This window comes from Nocardia aurantia (assembly GCF_009604425.1).
GTDB lineage: Bacteria > Actinomycetota > Actinomycetes > Mycobacteriales > Mycobacteriaceae > Nocardia > Nocardia aurantia.
Window position 1 is genome coordinate 98798 of sequence record NZ_WEGI01000019.1, and the last position, 20752, is coordinate 119549.

Below are 20752 nucleotides of genomic sequence, written 5' to 3' on the forward strand. Positions count from 1 at the left end.
CCCACATGTGACAGTCGACACCCATTTGCCAGCTATCCGGTGGTAACAATCGGAAAAAACTCTGTACCAGGGCTTTTCACATCCAGGATGGCGGAAAATCGACGAAGAAAGTACCGCACGATGCAGCGGGAAGCGCTGGTTCATGGCAGATTGTTCTGTTGTGACCAATACTTCCGGAGACGCGTATCCCCTCGCCGATGCGATGACCACCTCGGTCTCCGTGCAGGACGAGGCGACCGTGCTGACGGTCGCCGGCGAGGTCGATCTGGCAACCGCCCCCACGCTGGAGACCGCGATCGAGACCACACTCGGCGGCGCCCCCGCCGCGCTGATCATCGATCTGTCCCAGGTGAGCTTCCTGGCCTCGGCCGGCATGGCCGCCCTGGTCGCCGCGCACCAGCGCGCCGGCTCGACCCGCATCGTGGTGGTCGCCGACGGACCGGCCACCGGCCGCCAGCTGAAGATGACCAATCTGGATCAGGTGTTCGCCGTGCACCGGACGCTGGACGAGGCGCTCGGCGCGTTGCGCGCGAACTGAACCGGCTGTCCGTTCACTCGGTGTGGGCGTTGCGTTGATGGTGTAATCGGGGTCTACAGGGGTTTCGTCGTCGTACAGGGGATGCTGTGGCGGATCGGATGAAGGTCGATCCGGCGGTGCTGCGACAGGCCGCGGACGGAATCGACGCGATCATCGGCGAGTTGTCGGACATCGGGACGACCGAGGCGGCGACCACCGGCCGCGGGTTCGCGATGCTCCGCCTGTCGGGCCTGCAGGCCGGTGAACAGGCTGTGCATCAACAGTTTTCGACGTTCACCGACCGATGGTCGTGGGGCATCCGGTCCTTGGTACAGGCCGGGAACACGATCGCGCAGATCCTGGGCCTGGCGGCGGGGCAGTTCCACGACATCGAACAGACCAATGCGGCGGCGTTGAAGGAATCGATCGCCGATCTGATCGGCGACCCCCACCTGTCCGAGGAGCGGATCGACAGCCGTTCGATGACGGACACGCTGGCCGACAACGGAATCAGCGACCTCCTGCATCCGGACTACAGCACGCGATCCTTCGACGACATGGCCGCGCACATCGGGCGGGACGGGCAGGCGATCGCGGCGATCGCCCCGGACGCGGCCGGGAACATCGGGTTCCCGGCGCACTGGCGGACCGGCGATGCGGCGCGCGCGGCACAGATCGTCGACGGGCAAGGGGGACAATAGGTGTGGGCCTGTTCGACAGCATCGGCGATGCGCTCGGCAAAGCGAACGACGCGGTCACCCGGTTCGAGGGCAAGGCCGAGAGTGCCCCCTATACGGCGGCGGCCTCGGTGGCCCGGGCCTTCGGCGCGAACGGTGTTGCCGCACAACTCGATCACGTCGCGGATCAGGTGGCCGACGCGCACGGGGCCGACGTCGCCGAGCGCGAACTCGGCGACACCGACGACCCCAGAGAGCTGATCCACGGCGATCCCGCCGCCATCGGTCACGTCCACGATCTGTTGCAGCAGATGGGTGACTCGATCGAGAAGACCGGCGACGCATTACGCAAGATCGACCTCTCGGACTGGATCGGGGAGGCCGCGCGCGGGTTTCACACCGAGTTCGAGAAGCAGCCGAAGCTCTGGTGGACCGGTGCCGACGCCATGCACAAGGCCGCCGGCATCCTGGACACCTGGGGTCACGCGGTCGCCGCCGCGCAGGGCCGGGCCGCCGACGCGCTCGCGAAGTGGAATCAGGCGGCGGCCGAGGAATTTTCGAGGAAAACCGCGTGGAACGCCCTGTCGGCCGACCAGCGAAAGTCCACACCGCTGGTGGACACCTGGACCGCGATGCGCCACGACGCCCGCGAAATCCTGCGCGGCGCACGGACCGACCGGGACGCCGCCGCGTCGACCGCGGCATCCGGGTTGAAGGCCGCCACCGCTACCGCCCCCGACACGCCGCCGCTGTCACAACGCCTGCTCGACGACGTCGACGACACGTATTCGGCGCTGAACGACGCGGGTGCCCATTTCACCAAGGGCCTCATCACCAGCTTCACCGGGATCGAGCAGTTCGTACGCCAACTCGACCCGTACGAGACCTACAACATGACCCATCCCGCGCAATACCTGCAAGGGATGGCCGATCTGGGCACCGGCCTGGTCATCGCCACCGCCGACCCCGGCGCCACGGTGGACTCGTTCCTGAAGGACACGCGCAAGGACCCGTCCGAATTCCTCGGTTCGCTGACCGGCAACACGCTCATGACCGTGGGCACCGGCGGGGCCGGGGCCGCGAAACCGGCGCTGACGGCGGTGGAAGAGGCCGCCGACGCGACGAAAGCCGCTCAGGTTGCCGGAAACACCGCCGAGCACACCGCCCCGCACCCGGGCACCGACTCACCCCACATCGCGGAGTTGCCGAAACCGGCGGCGGGAGAATCGGTTCCTACGCCGAAATCCGATCCGCCGATCCAGCGCTCTACTCACGATGCGGGCACAGCGCCGGCACAACCCGCCGCCCGCCCATCCACAGAATCACCGCAACCCGTATCCGACACGCCGACATCGCGAGCCCAGCCCACCGCGCACATATCCGACGCACCCCGAACCACGGCACCCACAGCCGACATCTCCCCAGCACCCGCGCAACCCGCCGCGCACACAGCCGAGGCTTCCCCGGCACCCGCGCAACCCGCCGCGCACACTGCCGAGGCACCTTCGCCGCCCGCCCAGCCCGCCCCGCACTCGTCGGCGGACACACCTGCCGCCCACCCCACGGTGCACACATCCGGCCCGGATGCCGCGCACGCCCGGTTGGCAGGTCCGCACGATCAAGCGCCCGCGAATCAAGGTTCCGGTGTCAGCGGAACACACCCATTTGCCCCGAGTTCGAATCCGGTTGCCGCACAAGGCACAACACTCGAGCACAGCGCATTGCACCCGGTCGATGCCACGGCACCGCAACCGGATGCCGGTAGCTCCCTACACGGACTCGGCAGCCGCACCGAGCCGGTACATCCGGGTCCGGCACCGCAACTCCGTGAAGTGACCTCATCGCGCCCCGACGATGTATGGCAGAACAGTTCGCGCCCCGAGACCGGCAGGCCGAGCCCCCATCCGGATGCGGTTGTTCCGGATGCCGGACGCCCTGCTGCGGCTCGTCCCGAACAGGTATCGCCGACCGGTCGCGATCCGGTCCGGTGGGATCGCCCGGAACCGGCTCACCGGGCGGAGCCCGCCGATCCGTATCGGTCGGCCGATCCCCCGGGCGGTTCGATCGAATCCGCCAGCCGCCCAGCCGAACCCAGGACACCTCCGGCGGAGCGTAGCGCTCGACCGATCGAACCCACGGAACGCGCGATCGACCGAACTGCCCGGCCGCCGGAATACCCGGCCCGCACAGTTGAACCCCCCGCACGCCCGCAGGATCCGTATCGTCCAGGCGATAGTTCACCCGCCACGTCGAGTGCGCGTGCCTCCTGGGATAATTCGCCGCGCGACCACCCTGCGGCTCGACCAGGGAGCGAGCACGCCCTGCGTGACACCTCGCCGGGAGCCGGGGTTCGGCCCGAGCCACCGATGCGCCCAGTCGATCCGGACCGCGCACCGGCGCCACGAGAGCCTGTCGAGAATCGGCCGGAGATTAGACGAACCGAGCACCCGGACACCGGACAGATGAACGCCGAGCATCCAGAACCAGTCAGTTCCGGGCACGGTGCACCGCCGAACCGCCCAGCCGGACCCAGACCGAATCTCCGCGACCTGTTCCCGCCGGACGGCTTTCAGGTAGACAAGGCAACCTCGCTCCCGCAATTTCAGCAGGCGATGGGTGGCGAGTACGGCGGATTGCATGTCCGCGTCAACCATATCTATGGCGATTACCAGGCTGTTCACGTCGAGATGAAGATCTTCGACGCCGACGGGATGCGGGTGGGGCATGCCACTCGCACATTTGAGAACAGAGCGGGCCACCTGAGCGCGCACCACGCGAATTTGGTATTGCAGAAATCTGTCCAGGGTCAAGGTTTCGCCACGGAAATGAACAATGCCATGTTCGCATGGTATCGAGACTCGGGGGTCGAAGAGGTCCTGCTCAGGGCGAATATCGACGTCGGCAGCTATGCCTGGGCGCGCCAAGGGTTCGAATTTCAGAACGGAGAGGAAGCTGCCCGTACCATTCGCCCACGATTGGGCAATGAGATCCGTCGCGAACAGATGAACCTCGATCAACTCCGGCTGGAGGTCGCGACCGCTCCCAATGGGCCCGAAAAAATCGCTCTTCAGAAGAAGATCAGAGATGTCGAACAGGTAATCAAGGACGCGAAGACGCTGCACAAGAATTTTGAAGTGGGCTCCCCCCACTTCACCACACCCAAGCAAATCACCGAGCTCGGCCGACCGGTAGGAATACCCCCCGAGCAGTTACGGAAAATGACGTGGCTCGGCAAGAACGTATTCCTAGATCCGGTCGAAAATATCTCGTGGCATGGAATTAAGAGGATGAATGCCGAATAGGGAGAAAGCGGGATGAGGGATTCGCGGATCAGACCCAAGGGGTGGCCTGCAGATGAAAGTGCCCGGCGAAGCCTGAAGCATGGAAATTGGCACGCGGACTGGTCGACTCGGTGGCGGAACAGAGTAGATTTCCGACCCGACAGCCGGGACGTCGAAAACAGCGATTACAACCAACACTACGTGGATGTAGAAGCGCCACTGGAAGCTGAACTGGAATACAGTGCCCGCTCGGACGAGATCAGCGGGTGCAGCAACAAGATGAAGCATCTCCTGATTCCCACCGGGTCGGAGAAATTACGCGGCGCTCTCGTCGGCGCAGGCGTAGGAGACGCATTTGCGGCCACTTTCCATGGCTTGACCAAATTCCCATGGAATTCTGGCGGCGCAGTGAACGTCGAGGAGAAACTGATCGACTATCTGCCCGACGACAACATGATTTCATCGAGCGTCAGTCAATTGATGGCATATTGCGCCGAAGGACTCACTCGCGCTGTCGGAGGACGACGATTCGGTCGCCACATCGATCCCGTGTCGGCAGTTCAACATGCCTATCAGCGCTGGCTTTATCACATGCAGGAAGACTGGGAGGCATCAGGTGAGTGGCGAAGGTACGGTGGCCCCTACGCGCGCAACGCCGGTGACAAGGACGAGCCCGACGGCACCCTGTCGGAGGAAACCGTATTCCAGATCGGCATTCTCAGCCAAGACGCCGCGATCATCGATGCACTGACCCAATTCGCCGCTTCCGGGGTCATGTCCACACCGGCGGTTCCCCGCAGCGCGGCCCGCGGCGCCGACGTACTGCTCCGCGGCGCACTGGCGGCAGTATGGTCAGAGGATCTGTCCCAGACGTTCAGTCTGGCAGTCGCCATTGCTGCGCTCAGCCATCCGCACCCCGACGACTACCTGCCAGCTGGCGTACTCGCCGTGATCTTGCACCAGCAGATACGCGGCCACCAATTCATGGACTGCCTCACCGCTGGATACCAGCAACTCACGGCCTGGCCCGGCCACGAGCGAACCCGCACAATGATCGACACCGCCGTCAATCTGCTCCGCAACGAATGGACACCCACCCAAACCGACAACCTGCGCAAATATTTCCCGGGAGGAGGCGCCGACGGAGCCGAAGGACTCGCCATCGCCCTCTACTGCGCGATGGTCAGCGACTATATCCGGGAAGCACTCGTACTCGCGTTGAACTACGCGCCCGACGAGCATCGCACCACAGTCACCGCCGCCACGGGAATGCTGATCGGCGCCGAATACGGAGTTCAAGCCATCCCGACAGCCTTCCGCGATCCGGTCGAATATACGCACACCCTAGATCGCCTCGGCCAGGATCTGGCCACCGAACTCCGCGATGTCCTGGACCAGACCGAATGGCTGCGGCGCTACCCACCGACCTGAGCAAGCATCGACGACACGACGGGAACGAGAATCGGTGCCGGAAAACGGTAATCGCACGCCGGAGGAACGCGCTGACGACGACCGTGGCGCATACGAACATGCCAGTCGGTCCGGCTCGATGCACGACCGACTCGACGATCAGAAAACCGTGGCCGACAACCTGGTCGACCTCGCGACCGGCGAGTTCCTGCTGCGGGAGATCGATGTCGAGCTCCCGGGCATGCTCGCGCTGGTGCTGCGGCGATCGCACCTGTCGGGCTACCGGTTCGGCCGTTGGTTCGGCCGATCGTGGTCGTCGACGCTGGACGTGCGACTGGTGGTCGAGGACGCTGGGGTCACGTTCCTCGGCGAGAGCGGGGTCATGCTCGCCTATCCCCATGCGCCCGAGGACACCTCGGTCGAACCGATCGGCAGTCGGCAGCGCTGGACCCTGACCCGTAGCGGCACCGCCTACCGAGTCCGGGACCCGTGGTGCGAGAGGATCTGGCATTTCGCGCCGGAGCCCGGATCGGGCGGTATCGAATCGCGGGTCGGGAACTACGCCATCTCCGCGATCACCGATCGGCATCGCAACCGCGTCCGCTTCCACTACGACTCCACCGGCATTCCCGTGGAAGTGGTTCATTCCGGCGGCTATCGGGTCGCCGTGCGCACTGCCGGTGGTCGCGTCACCCGGCTGTCGGTGCACGACCGGGGCGTTGCCGTACCGGTCCGGGAATTCGCTTACACCGCAGGGACATTGACCATGGATTCCGACGCTGCCGGTAGCGCGACGAACTTCGTCTACGACGATATGGGGCGCATCGTGTCCTGGACGAATTCCGCTGGGGATCAGAGGATCAATCGGTTCGATGGAGCCGGTCGTGTGGTGTCGCAGCGGAGCAACAGCGGGATTCTCGACGCCGACTTCCGGTACATCCGATTCGCTGATGGCACAGGCAGTCTCACCGCTGTGACCGATGCCGATGGGGCCGTGACGCGGTACGGCTTCGACCTCGACCATCGGCTGCGCGACCACAGCGATCCGACCGGCGGCCGTACTCACATCGACTACGACACGGACCGGCGGCCGCTGACGGTGATCGCGCCGGACGGCGGGGTCACCCGGTACCGCTACACCCGTGATGGTGACATCGCCGAGATCACCCGGCCCGACGGTGCGAAGCTGACCGCCGAATACGATGTCCGGCACCGCGCCACGCGCCTGATCGACGCCGATGGCGCTGTGTACGAACAGGAATGGACCGAGGACGGCGATCTCGCCGCCATCGTCGATGCCGGCGGGGCTCGCACCGGGTACAGCTGTCATCGGGGTGGTGGCATCGCGACCGTTACCGGTCCGACGGGCACTCGTACCGCCTTCGAGGTCGATCCGGCCGGGCTGCCGGTGGCTGTGACGGAGTCGTCGGGTGCGGTCACAGTCGTTCATCGCGACGGGTTCGGCCGGCCGATCGCGCTGTTCGATTCCCGCGGCGGGTGCACGAGCTACGAATGGACGGCGACCGGAAAGCTCGCTCGCCGTCTCGATCCCGACGGTTTCGGCGAATCCTGGGTGTACGACGGCGCGGGAAACCTGACGGCGCATACCAACCGGGCCGGTGGTGTCACCCGGTACACCTACGGCGCGTTCGGCCTGCCGGCCACCCGTGTCGACGCCGACGGTGGCACCACCGGCTACCGGTGGGACCGGCACCGGCGCATGGTGTCGGAAACCGACTCCATCGGTGCTACAACTCATTACACGTACGATCGAGCCGGCCGGGTCGCCACTGTCACCCCCGCTACCGGCGTGACCCGGCGCTACTCCTACGACCGGCTCGGCCGCGCCGTCGAAATCGTCGCCGCCACCGGCGAATATCGCCGCTTCGGCCACGACCGGGCCGGTCGGATCGTCAACGCGGTCACCGGCACCGGTGACGGGTGCACCCATACCCTCACCCGCACCTACACGCCGAGCGGCCACCTGGCTGCCGAACAGGTCGACGACCGGCCGCCGGTGCGATGCGAGTACGACATTCATCAGCGACTCGTCCGCCGCACGAGTCCCGGCGGCTCGATCACCGCATGGATGTACGACCACGACGGTCGCGTCGTCGGGCTCGAAACCGGCGGCTACCGTGTCGATTTCACCTACGACGCCGTCGGGCGATCGACCGGGTGGCGGGTCGGTGAACTCGAGCTGACCCGATTGCCGAGCGGCACTGGGCAAGTCGACGCGCGCACGGTGACCGCGTTTCCCGGCACGACCTTGAACCTCGGCGTCAGCGGTCGTCCCGCCCCGCGGCGGCTGTTCCACGACGAGTACGGCTACCGTCCTGACGGTTACCTTGTCACCCATATCCAGCATGTGGCCGGCAACGAGCCGATTCATCGCCATTATCAACTGGATCCGCTCGGCCGGATCACGGTCGAGAAAGTCGTGGACCGCGCACTGCTCGACTCCGACATCGTGCGCTACCGTTTCGACGCCTTCGACCAGCTGATCGAGGTGCGGACCCCGGACGGCCGGTACCGGCACTACACCTACGACGCCTACGGGCGCCGCACCACCACACAGCACCGAACGTCCGACGGGGATGTCCTCGATCACATCGATCACAGCTGGGACGGCATACGACCGATCGAAGAATCCACCGAATCATGCAGTGTCCGGTGGAATTACGAGCCCGGCACGTGCGCACCGATCACCTACGATGTCGACCGGAACGAACTCGGCAGGCAATTCTTCGCAGTCGTGACCGACCCGGCCGGTGTGCCGACCGCACTCGTGGACCCACAGTCCGGGCAGGTCGCGGACAGCGCCGGGACAGTGCTGTGGGAGCATTCCGTCGGCGCTGTGCCGCAACGATTCACAGGCCAGGATCGGGGAACCGGCCCGCGGCACAACCCGGGATACCACAACCTTGCCGGGATCCGAAGCGTCGGCCCGGATCTCGCAACCGGCCCCGACCACTCCGGGTACGTGCTCGGGGCCGATTCAGGCGATCTCCGCGCCGGCGGACCGGCGGATGCTCAGACCAGTTCGCGCAGTTGCTCGATCAGCTTCACCCGGTCGGCCGGAGTGGCGGCCATCGGTACCACGTTCAGCACGGTGACGCCGGCCGCCGCGAACGCCGCCACCCGTTCCTTCACGAATCCGGCCGGGCCGATCAGCGAGATGTCGCGGACCAGGTCGTCCGGCACAACCTTCGCGGCTTCCTCCTTCTTGCCGGCCAGGTACAGCTCCTGGATCCGGTCGGCCTCGGCGCCGTAGCCGTACTTGGTGGCCAGGGTGTGGTAGAAGTTCTTGCCCTTGGCGCCCATGCCGCCGATGTACAGCGCCAGATGTGGTTTCACGAACTCGCGCAACGGTTCCACGTCCTCGCCGATGGCGAGGGCGGGGCCGGCGAACACCTCGAGTTCGCCGAGCGACGGGTCGCGGCGGGCCCGGCCGGCCGCGAGTGCGTCGCCCCAGACGTCGTGCGCGCGTTCGGGCAGGAAGAAGATCGGCTGCCAGCCCTCGGCGATCTCCGCGGCCAGCTCCACGTTCTTCGGGCCGAGGGCGGCCAGCAGCACCGGAATGCGTTCGCGCACCGGATGATTGATCAGCTTCAGCGGTTTGCCGAGGCCGGTGCCGCGCTCGGCGGGCAGCGGCACCCGGTAGTACTTGCCCTCGAACTCCAGGCGCTCGCGGCGCCACACCCGGCGGCAGATCTCGACGACCTCGCGGGTGCGGCCGATCGGCGCGTCGTAGGGCACGCCGTGGAAGCCCTCGATCACCTGCGGGCCGGAGGCCCCGAGGCCGAGGATGAAGCGGCCGTCGGAGACGTAGTCCAGGCCGGCCGCCGACATCGCGGTCAGCGTGGGGGTCCGCGTGTACAGCTGCAGGATGCCCGAGGCCAGCTGCACGTGATCGGTCCTGGCGGCGAGATAGCCGAGCGCGCTCACCGCGTCGAACGAGTACGCCTCGGGCACGAAGACGATGTCCAGTCCGGCCCGTTCCAGGTCGGCGACCTCGGCGGCCACTTCCTTGAAACCGCCCGCATAGTTGATGCCCAGTCCGATACGCATGAATCGACCATACCCACGCTGCGCCGCAGCTCCGGGGCTACCCCCGCTTACTCGAGGTGAACCTCGAGTAACGGCCGGACGGGCCGTTCGGGCGGTCGCGGGCAGCCGCGTGGCACCCGGTACCGTAGTGCTCGGACGCGCATCATCCGATGCGCACCGACCGTTCGTTCAGGAGGGCCGTCGATGTCTGCCGAAACCGCTTCGCCGCAGTCGATTTCGACATTCGCGGGAGTGTCGGTCGGTGGTTATCTGGACGATCTCGCGGCCAAGATCCCCGCACCCGGCGGCGGTGCGGTCGCCGCGCTGCACGCCGCGCAGGGCGCCGCCCTGATCGCGATGGTGGCCAGGTACACCACCCGGGCCAAGGACGTCGCGCATCGCGAGACGATCGACCGCATCATCGCCGCCGCCGACGCCGCCCGGACCAGGTCGCTGGCGCTGGCCGACGCCGACGCCGCCGCCTTCACCGCGGTCGGGGCCGCCTACAAGCTGCCGAAGGAGTCCGACGAGCAGGCCGCCACCCGCGCCGCCGCCGTGACCGCCGCGTTGCTGGAGGCCGCGCGGGTGCCCGCCGCGGTCGTCGCCGAGGCCGACGAGGTACTCAGCCTCGCCGCCGACCTGCTCCCCATCGGCAACCCGAACGTGATCACCGATATCGGCGCCGCGGCCGACGCGGCCCGCGCCGCCGCGACCAGCTCGCAACTCAACATCGCGATCAACGTGGCCTCGCTGGCCGCGGGCGAGGGCGCCGAGTTCGCCGGAGCGTTGCGGACAATCGAGGAAATCGTGGCTCGCGCCGATGCGCTGCACACCGACGTCGTCACCGCGATTACGACGCGGTAACCGGAGGACATCCCCCCGACCTCGACGACGACGAAAGTGCTTGCGAATGCGGCATTTTGGTCACGATGACCACTTCACGAGACACGCGGCATGATCATCCGACTCTAGACTGAGCGTCTGATTATCCAGCCCCTCGGAGGAGTGGAAGCCATGCGGAACACGATGCGGAATCTGTTCCTGGCGACCGTGATCGCAGCGTTCGCAACCATCGTTCCCGGCACCGCGACAGCGACCGTGCCGATCTCTTCGCAGACGGCGTCCTCGCTGACGTCGTTGTCGGCAGCGTCCCTGACGACGCCGGCGGCCGCCTATCCCGTCGCGTCGATCTCGCCGGCCGACGGCAGTACGGTCGGCGTCGCCGCGCCGGTGACGATCCGCTTCACCGACGCGGTCGGCGATCGGGCCCGGGCGGAGAAATCCGTCTCGGTGGCGGCCGCCGGTGTGCTGCCCGGAGAGTTCACCTGGAACAGCGACCGCGAGGTGGTCTGGCGTCCGACCGGCGGATTACCCGCCGCCAGCCAGGTCACGGTCACCGTGGGAACCACGCACAGCCGATTGGAGACCGACGGCGGTATCGCCGCCGACGCGGACCTGTCCGCGCACACCTTCACCGTCTTCATGCCCGGTGAGCCGCCGCGGGTGATGCCCGCCTCGATGGGACGGCCGGGCCGGGAGACCCCGGTCGGCATCTTCCCGGTGCTGGAGAAGTTCCGCACCGTCGAGTTCGACTCGCGCACCATCGGTATCCCGCTCAGCGATCCGGACGGTTACCTGATCACCGGGGAATTCGCCGAGCGGCTGACCTGGGACGGCGTCTTCGTCCACTCGGCGCCGTGGTCGGTGGACGAGCAGGGCAACCAGAACGTCAGCCACGGCTGCATCAACCTCGCGCCCGACGATGCCGCCTGGTACTACTCGAACGTCAACATCGGCGATCTGGTGACCTCGCACTGGTGACCCACCCCCGGCGAGACGGCCCGGACACCGATCGGTGTCCGGGCCGTGATCCGTTCAGCCCCGGGCGTTTTCGGCCGCCTCGAGCACGTGACGCATCAGCAGCGCGGTGGTGACCGGGCCGACACCACCGGGCACCGGGCTCAGCGCCGCGGCCCGGCCGCGCACCGAATCCGCGTCGACATCGCCGACGATGCTGCCGTCCGGACCCTCGTTGGTGCCCACATCGATGACGACCGCGCCCTCGCGCACGTGCGCGCCGGTGATCAGGCCGGCCCGGCCGACAGCGGCCACCACGACATCGGCGGCCGAGGTCACGGCCGGCAGGTCGGTGGTACGCGAATGACACACGGTCACAGTCGCGTTCTCGGCCAGCAGCAATTGCGCCAGCGGCTTGCCCACCACGTTGGAGCGGCCCACCACCGCGACATGCCGTCCGGTGAGCGGAATGTCGTGGAACTTCGCCAGCTCCACCACGGCCTGCGCGGTCGCCGGCGGGAAACCGGGCAGGCCGGTGGCCAGCAGGCCCAGCGACAGCGGGCTCACCCCGTCGACATCCTTCGCGGCGGGAATCTCGGGGCTCACCTCGTCGAGGGTGACCCCGGCCGGTAGCGGGGTCTGCAGCATCACCGCGTCGACCGCGGTGTCGGCGCCGAGCGCGCGCAGGGCCGCGCGGATCTCCTCCGCGCTCGCGGTCACACTGAGATTTGTTGTGGTGCTGTCGATTCCGAGCCGACCGGCGGCGCGCTCCAGCGATTTCACGTACCAGCCACTGGCCGGGTCGTCGTTGGCCACCACCAGCGCCAGCCGCGGCGCGGCGCCGGACGCGGCGAGGGCGGCGGCGCGTTCCTTGGTGTCGGCGTTGACGGCGGCGGCGAGTTCCTTACCCGATAGCGAAGTCGTGTCCACGTCGGAAACCTTATCGGGCGTCGCCGTCCGGCCGGCGCGCAGCGCACCCGGTTTGCGCATCGAGTGCAAGTTTGCAGTGAATCTCCGCCGGAGAATGCCGGACGGCCCGGTATCCGGGCCGTATCGTGGTCCGGTCGGTTCCGCAGACAACCGGCAGCAACACATGGCGTGACCCATTCGTCAGAAAGAGGTCGACCTGTGAGTCTCTCGATGCGCGTCAAGGATCTGGCCGCGGTGGCGTTCGCCACGCTCGCCCTCACGGTGACCGGCCCGGCGCTGTTCGGCACCGCGGTCGCCACCGCCGACCCCGCGGACCTCTACAACTCCGCGCAATCCCACTTCATGAACGGCCAGGACGCCGCCGGCCTCGACGATCTCCGGCGGCTGCTCGACGAATCGCCCGACGACGCGCAGGCCCTGGCCCTGCAGGCGATCTGGTCCGACTACACCGGTGACGTGATCACCCGGGAGGTCGCCCTGCACCGGCTCGACGCCGTCGACCCCGGCACCGCCGGTGGGACCCGCAACATGCTCGGCGCCGTCGCCTCCGCGGTCGCCACCGTGCCGATGCCGCTGCCGGCGCTGGTCGGCGAGCACACCGGAATCGTCGTGCTCGGCTACGGACTGCTGCCCGACGGCAGCATGCGCGAGGAACTCGTGGACCGGCTGGAAGCCGCCTGGCTGCAATCGATCGCCGCGCCCTGGGCGCCGATCGTGGTGACCGGCGGCAACCCGCAGAACGGCGTGGCGGAGGCGGCGGCCATGGCCGGCTGGCTGATCGGCCACGGCATCCCCGCCGAGCGCGTATTGGTCGAGGACCGGGCCGGGTCGACCGTGCAGAACGCGCTGTTCAGCACCGAGTTGCTGCGCGGCGCCGGGGCCGGGGCCGCGGTACTGGTGACCTCTCCCAACCACATTCGCCGCGCGGTGGCCGACTTCATCACCGCCGGTGTGCATGTGGTGGGCGCGATGACCTCGACCGATCAGTGGGCCGCCCAGCTGATGCCGCCGGCGCGCTCCGCCCAGCGCGGCATGTACATCGACGCCAGCCGGGTCATGATGCTGCCCCCCGGCCGGTAGGCCACCCGGGTCACCTGTCGAGAATGGACGGGTGACAGTGACGGATCCGGAGACGCTCGTCGCGCGGCTGCGCGCGGCGGGCTGCGTCTTCGCCGAGGAGGAGGCGGCCCTGCTGATCGCGGCGGCGGCCTCCTCCGCCGATTTGGAATCCATGGTGGCGCAACGGGTCTCCGGGCAGCCGTTGGAACATCTGCTGGGCTGGGCGGAATTTCGCGGGTTACGGGTCGCGGTGACACCGGGGGTGTTCGTGCCGCGGCAGCGCACCGGGTATCTGGTGGAGCAGGCCGTGGAGCAGGCCCGCTCCGGTCGCCGCTCGGGGCCGCCGCGCGACTGTGTCGTGCTCGACATGTGTTGCGGCTGTGGGGCTCTCGGGCTCGCCGCGGCCACCGAGCTGCACGCCGCAGGCATCGGCGTCGAGCTCACCGCCGCCGATCTGGAGCCCGCCGCGGCCGCGTGCGCGCGCACCAACCTCACGCCGCTCGGCGCGAGTGTGTACTGCGGCGACCTGTTCGCGCCGCTGCCGCCGCGGTTGGCCGGGCGAGTCGAACTGCTCCTGGCGAACACCCCCTACGTACCGACCGAGGCGATCGCGCACATGCCGCCCGAGGCCCGCGATCACGAACCCCGCACCGCGCTGGACGGCGGCGCCGACGGGCTCGACCTGATCCGGCGGGTGGCCGCGGCGGCCGGCCACTGGCTGGCACCCGGTGGCGGCGTCTTCGTCGAAACCGGCGCGGAGCAGGCTGCCGTGGCAGTGAAAATCCTTGCCGCCCATGGACTTACGCCGAGCGTCCGCGAATCCGAGGACCTCGGCGCGACCGTCGTGTGCGGCATACGGCCCTGAGTCCGGGCAGCCGAAAGCACTGCGGCGGTCATTCCCCCTGGTTCGGCAGTGCCACGCCGTCCGGCAGGATCAGCCGGCCGTCGGTGTCGATATAGCCCGAACGCTTCGTCGGCATCGGCAGAATCGGATCGGGGCACGGTACATCGGTGCCGTCGCCGCAGTTGCCGCCGGTGAGATAGGACCGGTGCCGGACGTCGGCCGGCCAGGGATCGGAATGCATGGCGAACCATTGCGCGGGCAGGTTGTAACAGCAGAAGAAGCAGGCGCTCACGGCGGCGAAGACCGCCAGGAAGCGCGTCGCCTGCACCCGGGCGAATCCGCCGTGGAGGCGGTCCAGGCCGCGTTCGGCGATACTGCGACCCCGGTCGTCGGTGAAATAGCGCAGGCAGCACAGCGCCGTCAGGACACCACCCCACATCACGCCCTCGTAGACGGGCCATTGGTGATAGGTGCCGGCGCTGATCGACAGCGCGCGAATGGCGCCGGGATAGACGTAGAAGCCGGTCGGCAGATAGATCAGGCCCTCGAGCACGAAATCGAGGAGGAAATTGAAAACGAAGACCAGGCCGATCAACTGAGCATTGCGCAGACCGGGCCAGCGGGTCTTGGCTCTGCGCATCACCGCGCAGCCGAGTATGACGAACAGCAGATTGCCGAACGAATAGCCCGGCACATTGGTCAGCAGCGGTTCCACGACCTGATGGCCGGGCAGTTCCGGCGACACCCACCCGGGAATGTCCGACGACCACGCGCCGCGGTTCGGCATCCATGTGTTGTAGGTGCACCAGGTGTTCAGATAGTTGAGCAGCGGGTCCTGGAAGAACATCAGTCCCATCGACACCATCAGCAGGCCGTCCAGGGTGAACTGCCGGGTACGCCGCCACGGCCGGACGAGGAACCACCAGATCGCGAACGGCAGCCCGATCCAGGCGAGGACCGCGTTCGCCACCAGCGGGATCTTCATGTACAGCGGCGGAACGTCCGGCCCCACGGGCACCGCGTGGAAATAGGGTCCGGTCATCCACCGAATCCAGACATACAGCTGGAACACCAGCAGGACGCCACCGACGACCGCCCACACCGTGACCGGCCGAATCCTCGGGTCGTCAGGCTTGCTCGGGCCGCTGTTCGTTTCGATCGGACCGGGGACGACCGGCGCCGGGTTCCGCAGGTCCGACTTGTTGCTCGTCATGCCACTCTCCTTCTCCGCCCGGCCGCGCCCACCTCCGCAACCGCACCCCCTTCAAGATACTGGTCAGTATCTGAGAAGCAGATTGGATTCGGAAATCCGGGTCAGATTTCGGTGGCAGACCGCCATCGGGGACGTCGCTCTGGCGGTGAAAAAGTTTCTGCCGCACACGAACTCACGCCGAGCGTTCCCGGAATTCGGGGAGCTCGGCGTGAGCGTCGTGGGGTGCGCGGTCCCGAGGCCCGGATCAGCTCGCGTCGAGGGTGCGGCGGATCTGGGTCACCGCGTCGAGGCGGGACTGGACGGCGGTGAGGTCGGCCTCCAGGGCACTGAGGTCGGGTTTCGTTGTGGCGGTGGTGTAGTCGGCGACACCTGCCTCGATGGTCTCCACCGCGAGGGTGACCTCGGGAAGCTGGCGTTCGCGGTGCGGGCGCGGCAGCGCGGCCACCGCGACCAGGTGGTGGTCCACCGCGAGCGCCGACTGTTCCAGGCCCGACCGCATCGACAGGCTCGCCGCCGTGTCGTAGGCCGCGACGGCGTGCAGGGCCGTCATCGCGTCGCGCAGGCGGCGATGTAGTTTGGCCTCCACGTCGTGCGACCGGGCCCAGGCGGTCGGCGCCCGGGTCGGCGTGCCCGGGATCACCTCGTTCTCCTCCGCCATGGATCGCCGCTGACCGGCGGTGACCACCGCCAGCACCGCGATCACACCGCCGACGATCACCACCAGTGCGAGCAGGATCAGCAGGAAGATCATGGATTACCGCCTGGTGGTCGGACGAACCGGATGGCTGACATGGTGGCCGTGCGAGTGCAGTTTCGCATACAGCACGAGTGCCAGCACCACGACGAGGACCGTGACGACGATCGCGACCGCGATCTTCACCTTGCTCCACGGCCGCCGGCCCTGCACCTCGCCGGTGAGGCCGTTGATGTACACGCGGAACGGCTGATTCGCGTACACCACTGTCAGCAGCCAGATCGGGAGCAGAATGTGCTTGTACGCCAGCGCGTTCCAGTTCGACTGCAACGAGTGGATGCGCTGCCGGTCGCCGCCGATCTGCGAACGGACGGAACTCTCGATCATTCCCTCCATCTCGTTCCTCACCTCCGGGAACGTCTCCTCGGCGTCCCGGTCGTAGGTGCGGGCCAGATGGCCGGCGAGATATTCCGGCGAGTAGCCGGTGGCCTCGTGGATCGGCCACGGCTCCAGCGCTTTCACCTTGCCGTGGTCGAGATCCTCGTTGGCCAGCGCCGGCATGTCGGCGAACTGGTTGCCCACCTCGCCGGACACCGGATACCACTCGGTGCGGATCTCGGTCTGCAGATCGCCGTCGCTGTCCCGATATTCGACGGTGTAGTCGACGCCGCGCTCACCGGTGTACCAGCTGTAGGTGTCCGCGTCGTAGGTGAAGTAGGCGTGGTAGACGCTCGCCAGCGAGCCCAGCCGCCGGTACTTCTTGAACGCCGTCGGCGCGAACCACCTCTTCGCCACCCACTTCTCGACCAGCTCGCGCGCCTGCTTCTCGTTCACCCGGAACGGGAGCACGCCGTCCACCGGCAGCCGGGCGGGGGCCTCGTGCACGTCGTCACGCTGAATCGGCGTGGCGCAGTACGGGCATCGGGTCGCGGTGAGGCTGCCGACGAATGTGGTGGTGCCACCGCAACTCTGGCACTTCACCTCACGCTCGCCGGTGACCTGCGGCCCCTCGGTGGTGGCCTGCGAATCCCGCAACTCCACCATCGCCTCGTGCAGATCCCGTGCCACCACGGGCTCGCGCGGCACGCTGATCTCGTTGTAGTTGCCGCAACTCGGGCACCGCAGCTTCTGGCTGTCGATATCGAACACCAACTGCCCGCCGCACGCCGAGCACGGATAGGTGCGCGTGGCCTCGGTGCTGTGCAGCATCCCGCGATCCGGTCGTGCGGGAACCGATTCCGCGGCAGGCGCTTCCGGCGCCGGCTCGCCGGCGGGCACCGGAAGCGCCACCGCGACCCCCACACCGAACGCCGGCGGCATCATCCCGGGCCCCGAGCCCGGCAGCGGCGGTGGAGCCATCCCACCACCCGGAACCTGCTGCGCCACACCGACTCCGGCACCGGGCAACGGAGGCGGCATCGGCCCCCCGCGGCCGGGCAACGGTGGCGGAACGGAACCGGGCCCCGCGCTGCCGGGCAACGGCGGCGGCACCGAACCCGACCCAGCGCTGCCTGGGAGTGGCGGCGGCACCAGGCCCAACCCAGCACCACCAGGCAACGGCGGCGGCACCGGGCCCGACCCAGCGCCGCCCGGGAGCGGCGGGGGCACCGGGCCCGACCCAGCGCCGCCCGGCAACGGCGGCGGCACCGAACCCGACCCGGCGCTGCCCGGGAGTGGTGGGGGCACCGGGCCCGGCCGAGCGCCGCCGGCCGGCGGGGGTGGTACCGAACCGGTCCCAGCGCTACCCGGAAGCGGAGGCGGACTCGCGCCCTCACCGTCGGAGACCCGGGACTGCATTGCGCCCGGCCCGCCGTTGCCGGGCAGCGGCGGCGGAACATGGCCCGGCCCCGCACTATTCGGCAACGGGGGCGGAGTCGAAGCCGTCCCAGCGCTACCCGGCAGAGGTGGCGGTGCACTTGCCCCGCCTCCGGGCAGCGGTGACGGAATCGCCCCTTCGTCGCCGAGCGATCTCGTCGGCGGTGAGCCGATGTGCCCGCTCACCAGCGGTTGATCGCCGGATTTCGCCGTCGCGGACAGCCGCGACGGACTCGAATCGAAATCGCTCGACAACGGTGTCACTTCCTCGCTGTTCGGCCGGGGCGGCGATGCAGATCCGGCACCCACCGAGTCCGCGCTTCCGAGGGAGATCGGAAGTCCTTCGGATCGCAGCGCCGAATCCAGCTGCGACCGAGGGGGTGTGGACTCCGTCCCCACCGACCGGCCATCACCCGCGCTGCCGGGCGACAAGGGATCATCGCCGATGTCGCTCGACGAAAGCGATTGTGACGCATCGGCTCCGGGGCCTGTGGACTCGTGGCCGAGTGCCGGCGGAACGGACCGGTCGCTTCCCGGCCTCGACGGGAGTGTGCCCGGGATTGCGGCGAAACCCGGGGGCGGAGTGCCCGGGCCCGCTGATGGCGGGCGTTGCGCAGAATGGGGCGGTTGCATGCCGGGAGCTCCCGGTGACGATGGGTATCCGGGGCTTCCCGGAAACTGCTGGGCAGGAGCCGATCCCGGTGTGGCGGGAAAGCCCGGCGGCGGGGTGCCCGGACCGGCGGGGTGCGGGCGGCCGTCGAAGGGCGGAGGAGGCGGGTAACCCGGGGCGGCACCCGGCGCTCCGGGCGGCGGCATATGTCCCGGACGTGCAACCGGCGTTCCCGGCGGAGACGGGTAACCGGCACCCGGACCTCTCGACGCAGGCGCATAACCCGGGTCGGCCCCTTGGGCACCGGGCGCGTAGCCCGGAGCAGCCCCTTGGGAACCTGGCGGTGGCGGGGCGTAGCCCGGAGCAGCCCCTTGGGAACCCTGCGGCGGCGTAGAGCCCGGAGCAGCCCCTTGGGAGCCCTGCGGCGGCCGGTAGCCTGGGCCGACGCCTCGGCCACCCGGTGGCGGATAACCGGGACCAGCTCCCGGTGCGCCCGGCGGCACCGGCGCAAAGCCTGGGTTGGTGCTCGGGAAGTGGTGGGGCGGAACGGGTCCCGCTCCGGGGCGGTACTGCGGCGGCATGGGGTTGCCCGGCGGAGGAGGTGTTCCGGGGGCTCCCGGTGGTGGCAGGTTGGGGTTCGCGCCCGGGAACGGCTGGGGCGGAACAGGACCGGCGCCGGGCCGATACCGGGGCGGTACAGGGCCGCCGGGCGGGGGCGGCATCATTCCCGGGCCGCCCGGAGGAGGCGGATAACCCGGATTCGGGCCGGGATACGGCCGGGGTGGCATTGGGCCGCCTTGCGGAGGAGGTGGCATCGGGCCGCCTTGCGAAGGAGATGGCATCATTCCCGGTGCGCCGGGGGGCGGATAACCCACGTTGCCGCCGGAAAAATGCTGGGGCGGAACGGGTCCCGGCCCCTGCGGGCGCGGTGGGACCGCACCGGGGACCGGCGGCGGGAACTGACCGGGGTGGCTCGGATCGGGACCGGCCGGGTGCTGCGGGGCAGGTCCGCCGTGGGCACGTGGCGGACGGGTACCGCCGGGACCGGCAGGCATCGGGCCGGGAGGCGATCGGTGGGCCCCTGGGATCGGCGGGGTACCCGGGTGGGGCGGGAACGGTGGTGGAGTGGCCGGGCCACGGGACAGCTGGTCCGGGCTGGGGAAGGGAGGCTTGCCCGGAGACGCCACGGCGGCATCCGAGTGCGGACCATCGCGTCTGGCCGCGTCGACCGGCGACTCGGTTTCCGATCGGGAAGCACCGTATGCCACCGTTTCCGGCGAGATCGCGTTGTCCGGTTCCGCTGCACCGTGGTGCACCGCATCGGACGGAAGTTCCGGATCCACCGCGCCGGCAGCGTGTTTCACCCCGCCGGATACGGATGGGTCGTCCGATCGGGATGCACCGTAGTGCACTGTTTCCGGCGAGATCGGGTTGTCCGGTTCCGCTGCACTATGTTTCACCGCATCGGAGGGAAGCTCCGGATCCACCGCGCCGGCAGCGTGTTTCACCCCGCCGGATACGGATGGGTTGCCCGATCGGGATGCACCGTAGTGCACTGTTTCCGGCGAGATCGGGTTGTCCGGTTCCGCTGCACTATGTTTCACCGCATCGGAAGGAAGCTCCGGATCCACGGCACCGGCAGCGTGTTTCACGCCGGATGAAAGAGCCGGGTCCACTGGACCGGCAGCGTGTTTCACCCCGCCGGATACGGGTGGGTTGTCCGATCGGGCGGCATCCCGTTCCGCTCGATCGGGCGGACGCGCGGTGTCCGGCTGAGGGGAGCCGACGTGCGCCGTCTCGGCGGGTGGTGCTGGGTTCGGGTGGGCCGCACCGTATTTCACGGTTTCCGGGGTGG

The 20752-nt window shown here is 68.4% G+C and carries 13 protein-coding genes and 1 pseudogene; 9 read left to right on the top strand and 5 right to left on the bottom strand.

What is annotated here, in order from left to right; translation table 11 throughout:
• Positions 1-160: 160 nt before the first annotated feature.
• The 5 genes and pseudogenes from NRB56_RS35260 to NRB56_RS40595 all read left to right on the top strand — a co-directional run.
• Positions 161-538, top strand: a complete 378-nt coding sequence (locus NRB56_RS35260) for an STAS domain-containing protein (protein ID WP_406603575.1) — start codon at positions 161-163, stop codon at positions 536-538.
• A gap of 86 nt (positions 539-624) precedes the next feature.
• Positions 625-1218, top strand: a complete 594-nt coding sequence (locus NRB56_RS35265) for a type VII secretion target (RefSeq protein WP_319943990.1) — start codon at positions 625-627, stop codon at positions 1216-1218.
• Between the two features lie 2 nt (positions 1219-1220).
• Positions 1221-4496, top strand: a complete 3276-nt coding sequence (locus NRB56_RS35270; RefSeq protein WP_153348693.1) for a putative T7SS-secreted protein — start codon at positions 1221-1223, stop codon at positions 4494-4496.
• A 180-nt stretch (positions 4497-4676) separates the two neighbouring features.
• Positions 4677-5906: an ADP-ribosylglycohydrolase family protein gene (locus NRB56_RS35275; RefSeq protein ID WP_194291109.1), complete on the top strand. Its 1230-nt coding sequence runs from the start codon at positions 4677-4679 to the stop codon at positions 5904-5906.
• 118 nt (positions 5907-6024) lie between these two features.
• A pseudogene (locus tag NRB56_RS40595) lies at positions 6025-6264 on the top strand (DUF6531 domain-containing protein); the annotation flags it as partial.
• A 2654-nt stretch (positions 6265-8918) separates the two neighbouring features.
• On the opposite strand, the gene NRB56_RS39510 reads toward NRB56_RS40595, so the two are convergent.
• Positions 8919-9956: an LLM class F420-dependent oxidoreductase gene (locus NRB56_RS39510; RefSeq protein WP_153348696.1), complete on the bottom strand. Its 1038-nt coding sequence runs from the start codon at positions 9954-9956 to the stop codon at positions 8919-8921.
• 183 nt (positions 9957-10139) lie between these two features.
• Between NRB56_RS39510 and NRB56_RS35290 the strand changes: the two genes are divergently transcribed.
• A complete protein-coding gene (locus NRB56_RS35290) occupies positions 10140-10799 on the top strand; it encodes a cyclodeaminase/cyclohydrolase family protein (RefSeq protein ID WP_153348697.1) in 660 nt (219 codons plus the stop codon).
• Between the two features lie 150 nt (positions 10800-10949).
• On the top strand, positions 10950-11756 hold the full coding sequence (locus tag NRB56_RS35295) for a L,D-transpeptidase (protein WP_153348698.1): 807 nt from the start codon (positions 10950-10952) through the stop codon (positions 11754-11756).
• 54 nt (positions 11757-11810) lie between these two features.
• Here NRB56_RS35295 and NRB56_RS35300 read toward each other — a convergent pair whose 3' ends face one another.
• On the bottom strand, positions 11811-12662 hold the full coding sequence (locus NRB56_RS35300; RefSeq protein WP_319943991.1) for a bifunctional 5,10-methylenetetrahydrofolate dehydrogenase/5,10-methenyltetrahydrofolate cyclohydrolase: 852 nt from the start codon (positions 12660-12662) through the stop codon (positions 11811-11813).
• A 198-nt stretch (positions 12663-12860) separates the two neighbouring features.
• Here NRB56_RS35300 and NRB56_RS35305 point away from each other — a divergent pair, with 198 nt between their 5' ends.
• Entirely contained in the window at positions 12861-13742 is an 882-nt protein-coding gene (locus NRB56_RS35305) for a YdcF family protein (RefSeq protein ID WP_319943992.1), read from the top strand.
• Between the two features lie 31 nt (positions 13743-13773).
• Positions 13774-14586, top strand: a complete 813-nt coding sequence (locus NRB56_RS35310) for a putative protein N(5)-glutamine methyltransferase (protein WP_319943993.1) — start codon at positions 13774-13776, stop codon at positions 14584-14586.
• A 28-nt stretch (positions 14587-14614) separates the two neighbouring features.
• On the opposite strand, the gene NRB56_RS35315 is transcribed toward NRB56_RS35310, so the two are convergent.
• The 3 genes from NRB56_RS35315 to NRB56_RS35325 all read right to left on the bottom strand — a co-directional run bounded on the left by NRB56_RS35315 (position 14615) and on the right by NRB56_RS35325 (position 17831).
• Positions 14615-15778 (bottom strand): spirocyclase AveC family protein, encoded by a 1164-nt coding sequence (locus NRB56_RS35315; RefSeq protein ID WP_153348700.1) that lies wholly within the window; start codon positions 15776-15778, stop codon positions 14615-14617.
• Positions 15779-16022: 244 nt separating this feature from the next.
• Positions 16023-16529, bottom strand: a complete 507-nt coding sequence (locus NRB56_RS35320; protein WP_153348701.1) for a hypothetical protein — start codon at positions 16527-16529, stop codon at positions 16023-16025.
• A 3-nt stretch (positions 16530-16532) separates the two neighbouring features.
• On the bottom strand, positions 16533-17831 hold the full coding sequence (locus tag NRB56_RS35325) for a hypothetical protein (RefSeq protein ID WP_153348702.1): 1299 nt from the start codon (positions 17829-17831) through the stop codon (positions 16533-16535).
• Between the last annotated feature and the right edge of the window lie 2921 nt (positions 17832-20752).

What these genes read in the sequence shown, in the direction of transcription:
- NRB56_RS39510 (WP_153348696.1), bottom strand. Translation starts at nt 9,956, where the DNA reads ATGCGTATCGGACTGGGCATCAACTATGCGGGCGGTTTCAAGGAAGTG.
- NRB56_RS35290 (WP_153348697.1), top strand. Translation starts at nt 10,140, where the DNA reads ATGTCTGCCGAAACCGCTTCGCCGCAGTCGATTTCGACATTCGCGGGA.
- NRB56_RS35295 (WP_153348698.1), top strand. Translation starts at nt 10,950, where the DNA reads ATGCGGAACACGATGCGGAATCTGTTCCTGGCGACCGTGATCGCAGCG.
- NRB56_RS35325 (WP_153348702.1), bottom strand. Translation starts at nt 17,831, where the DNA reads ATGGCTCCACCGCCGCTGCCGGGCTCGGGGCCCGGGATGATGCCGCCG.
- NRB56_RS35315 (WP_153348700.1), bottom strand. Translation starts at nt 15,778, where the DNA reads ATGACGAGCAACAAGTCGGACCTGCGGAACCCGGCGCCGGTCGTCCCC.
- NRB56_RS35320 (WP_153348701.1), bottom strand. Translation starts at nt 16,529, where the DNA reads ATGATCTTCCTGCTGATCCTGCTCGCACTGGTGGTGATCGTCGGCGGT.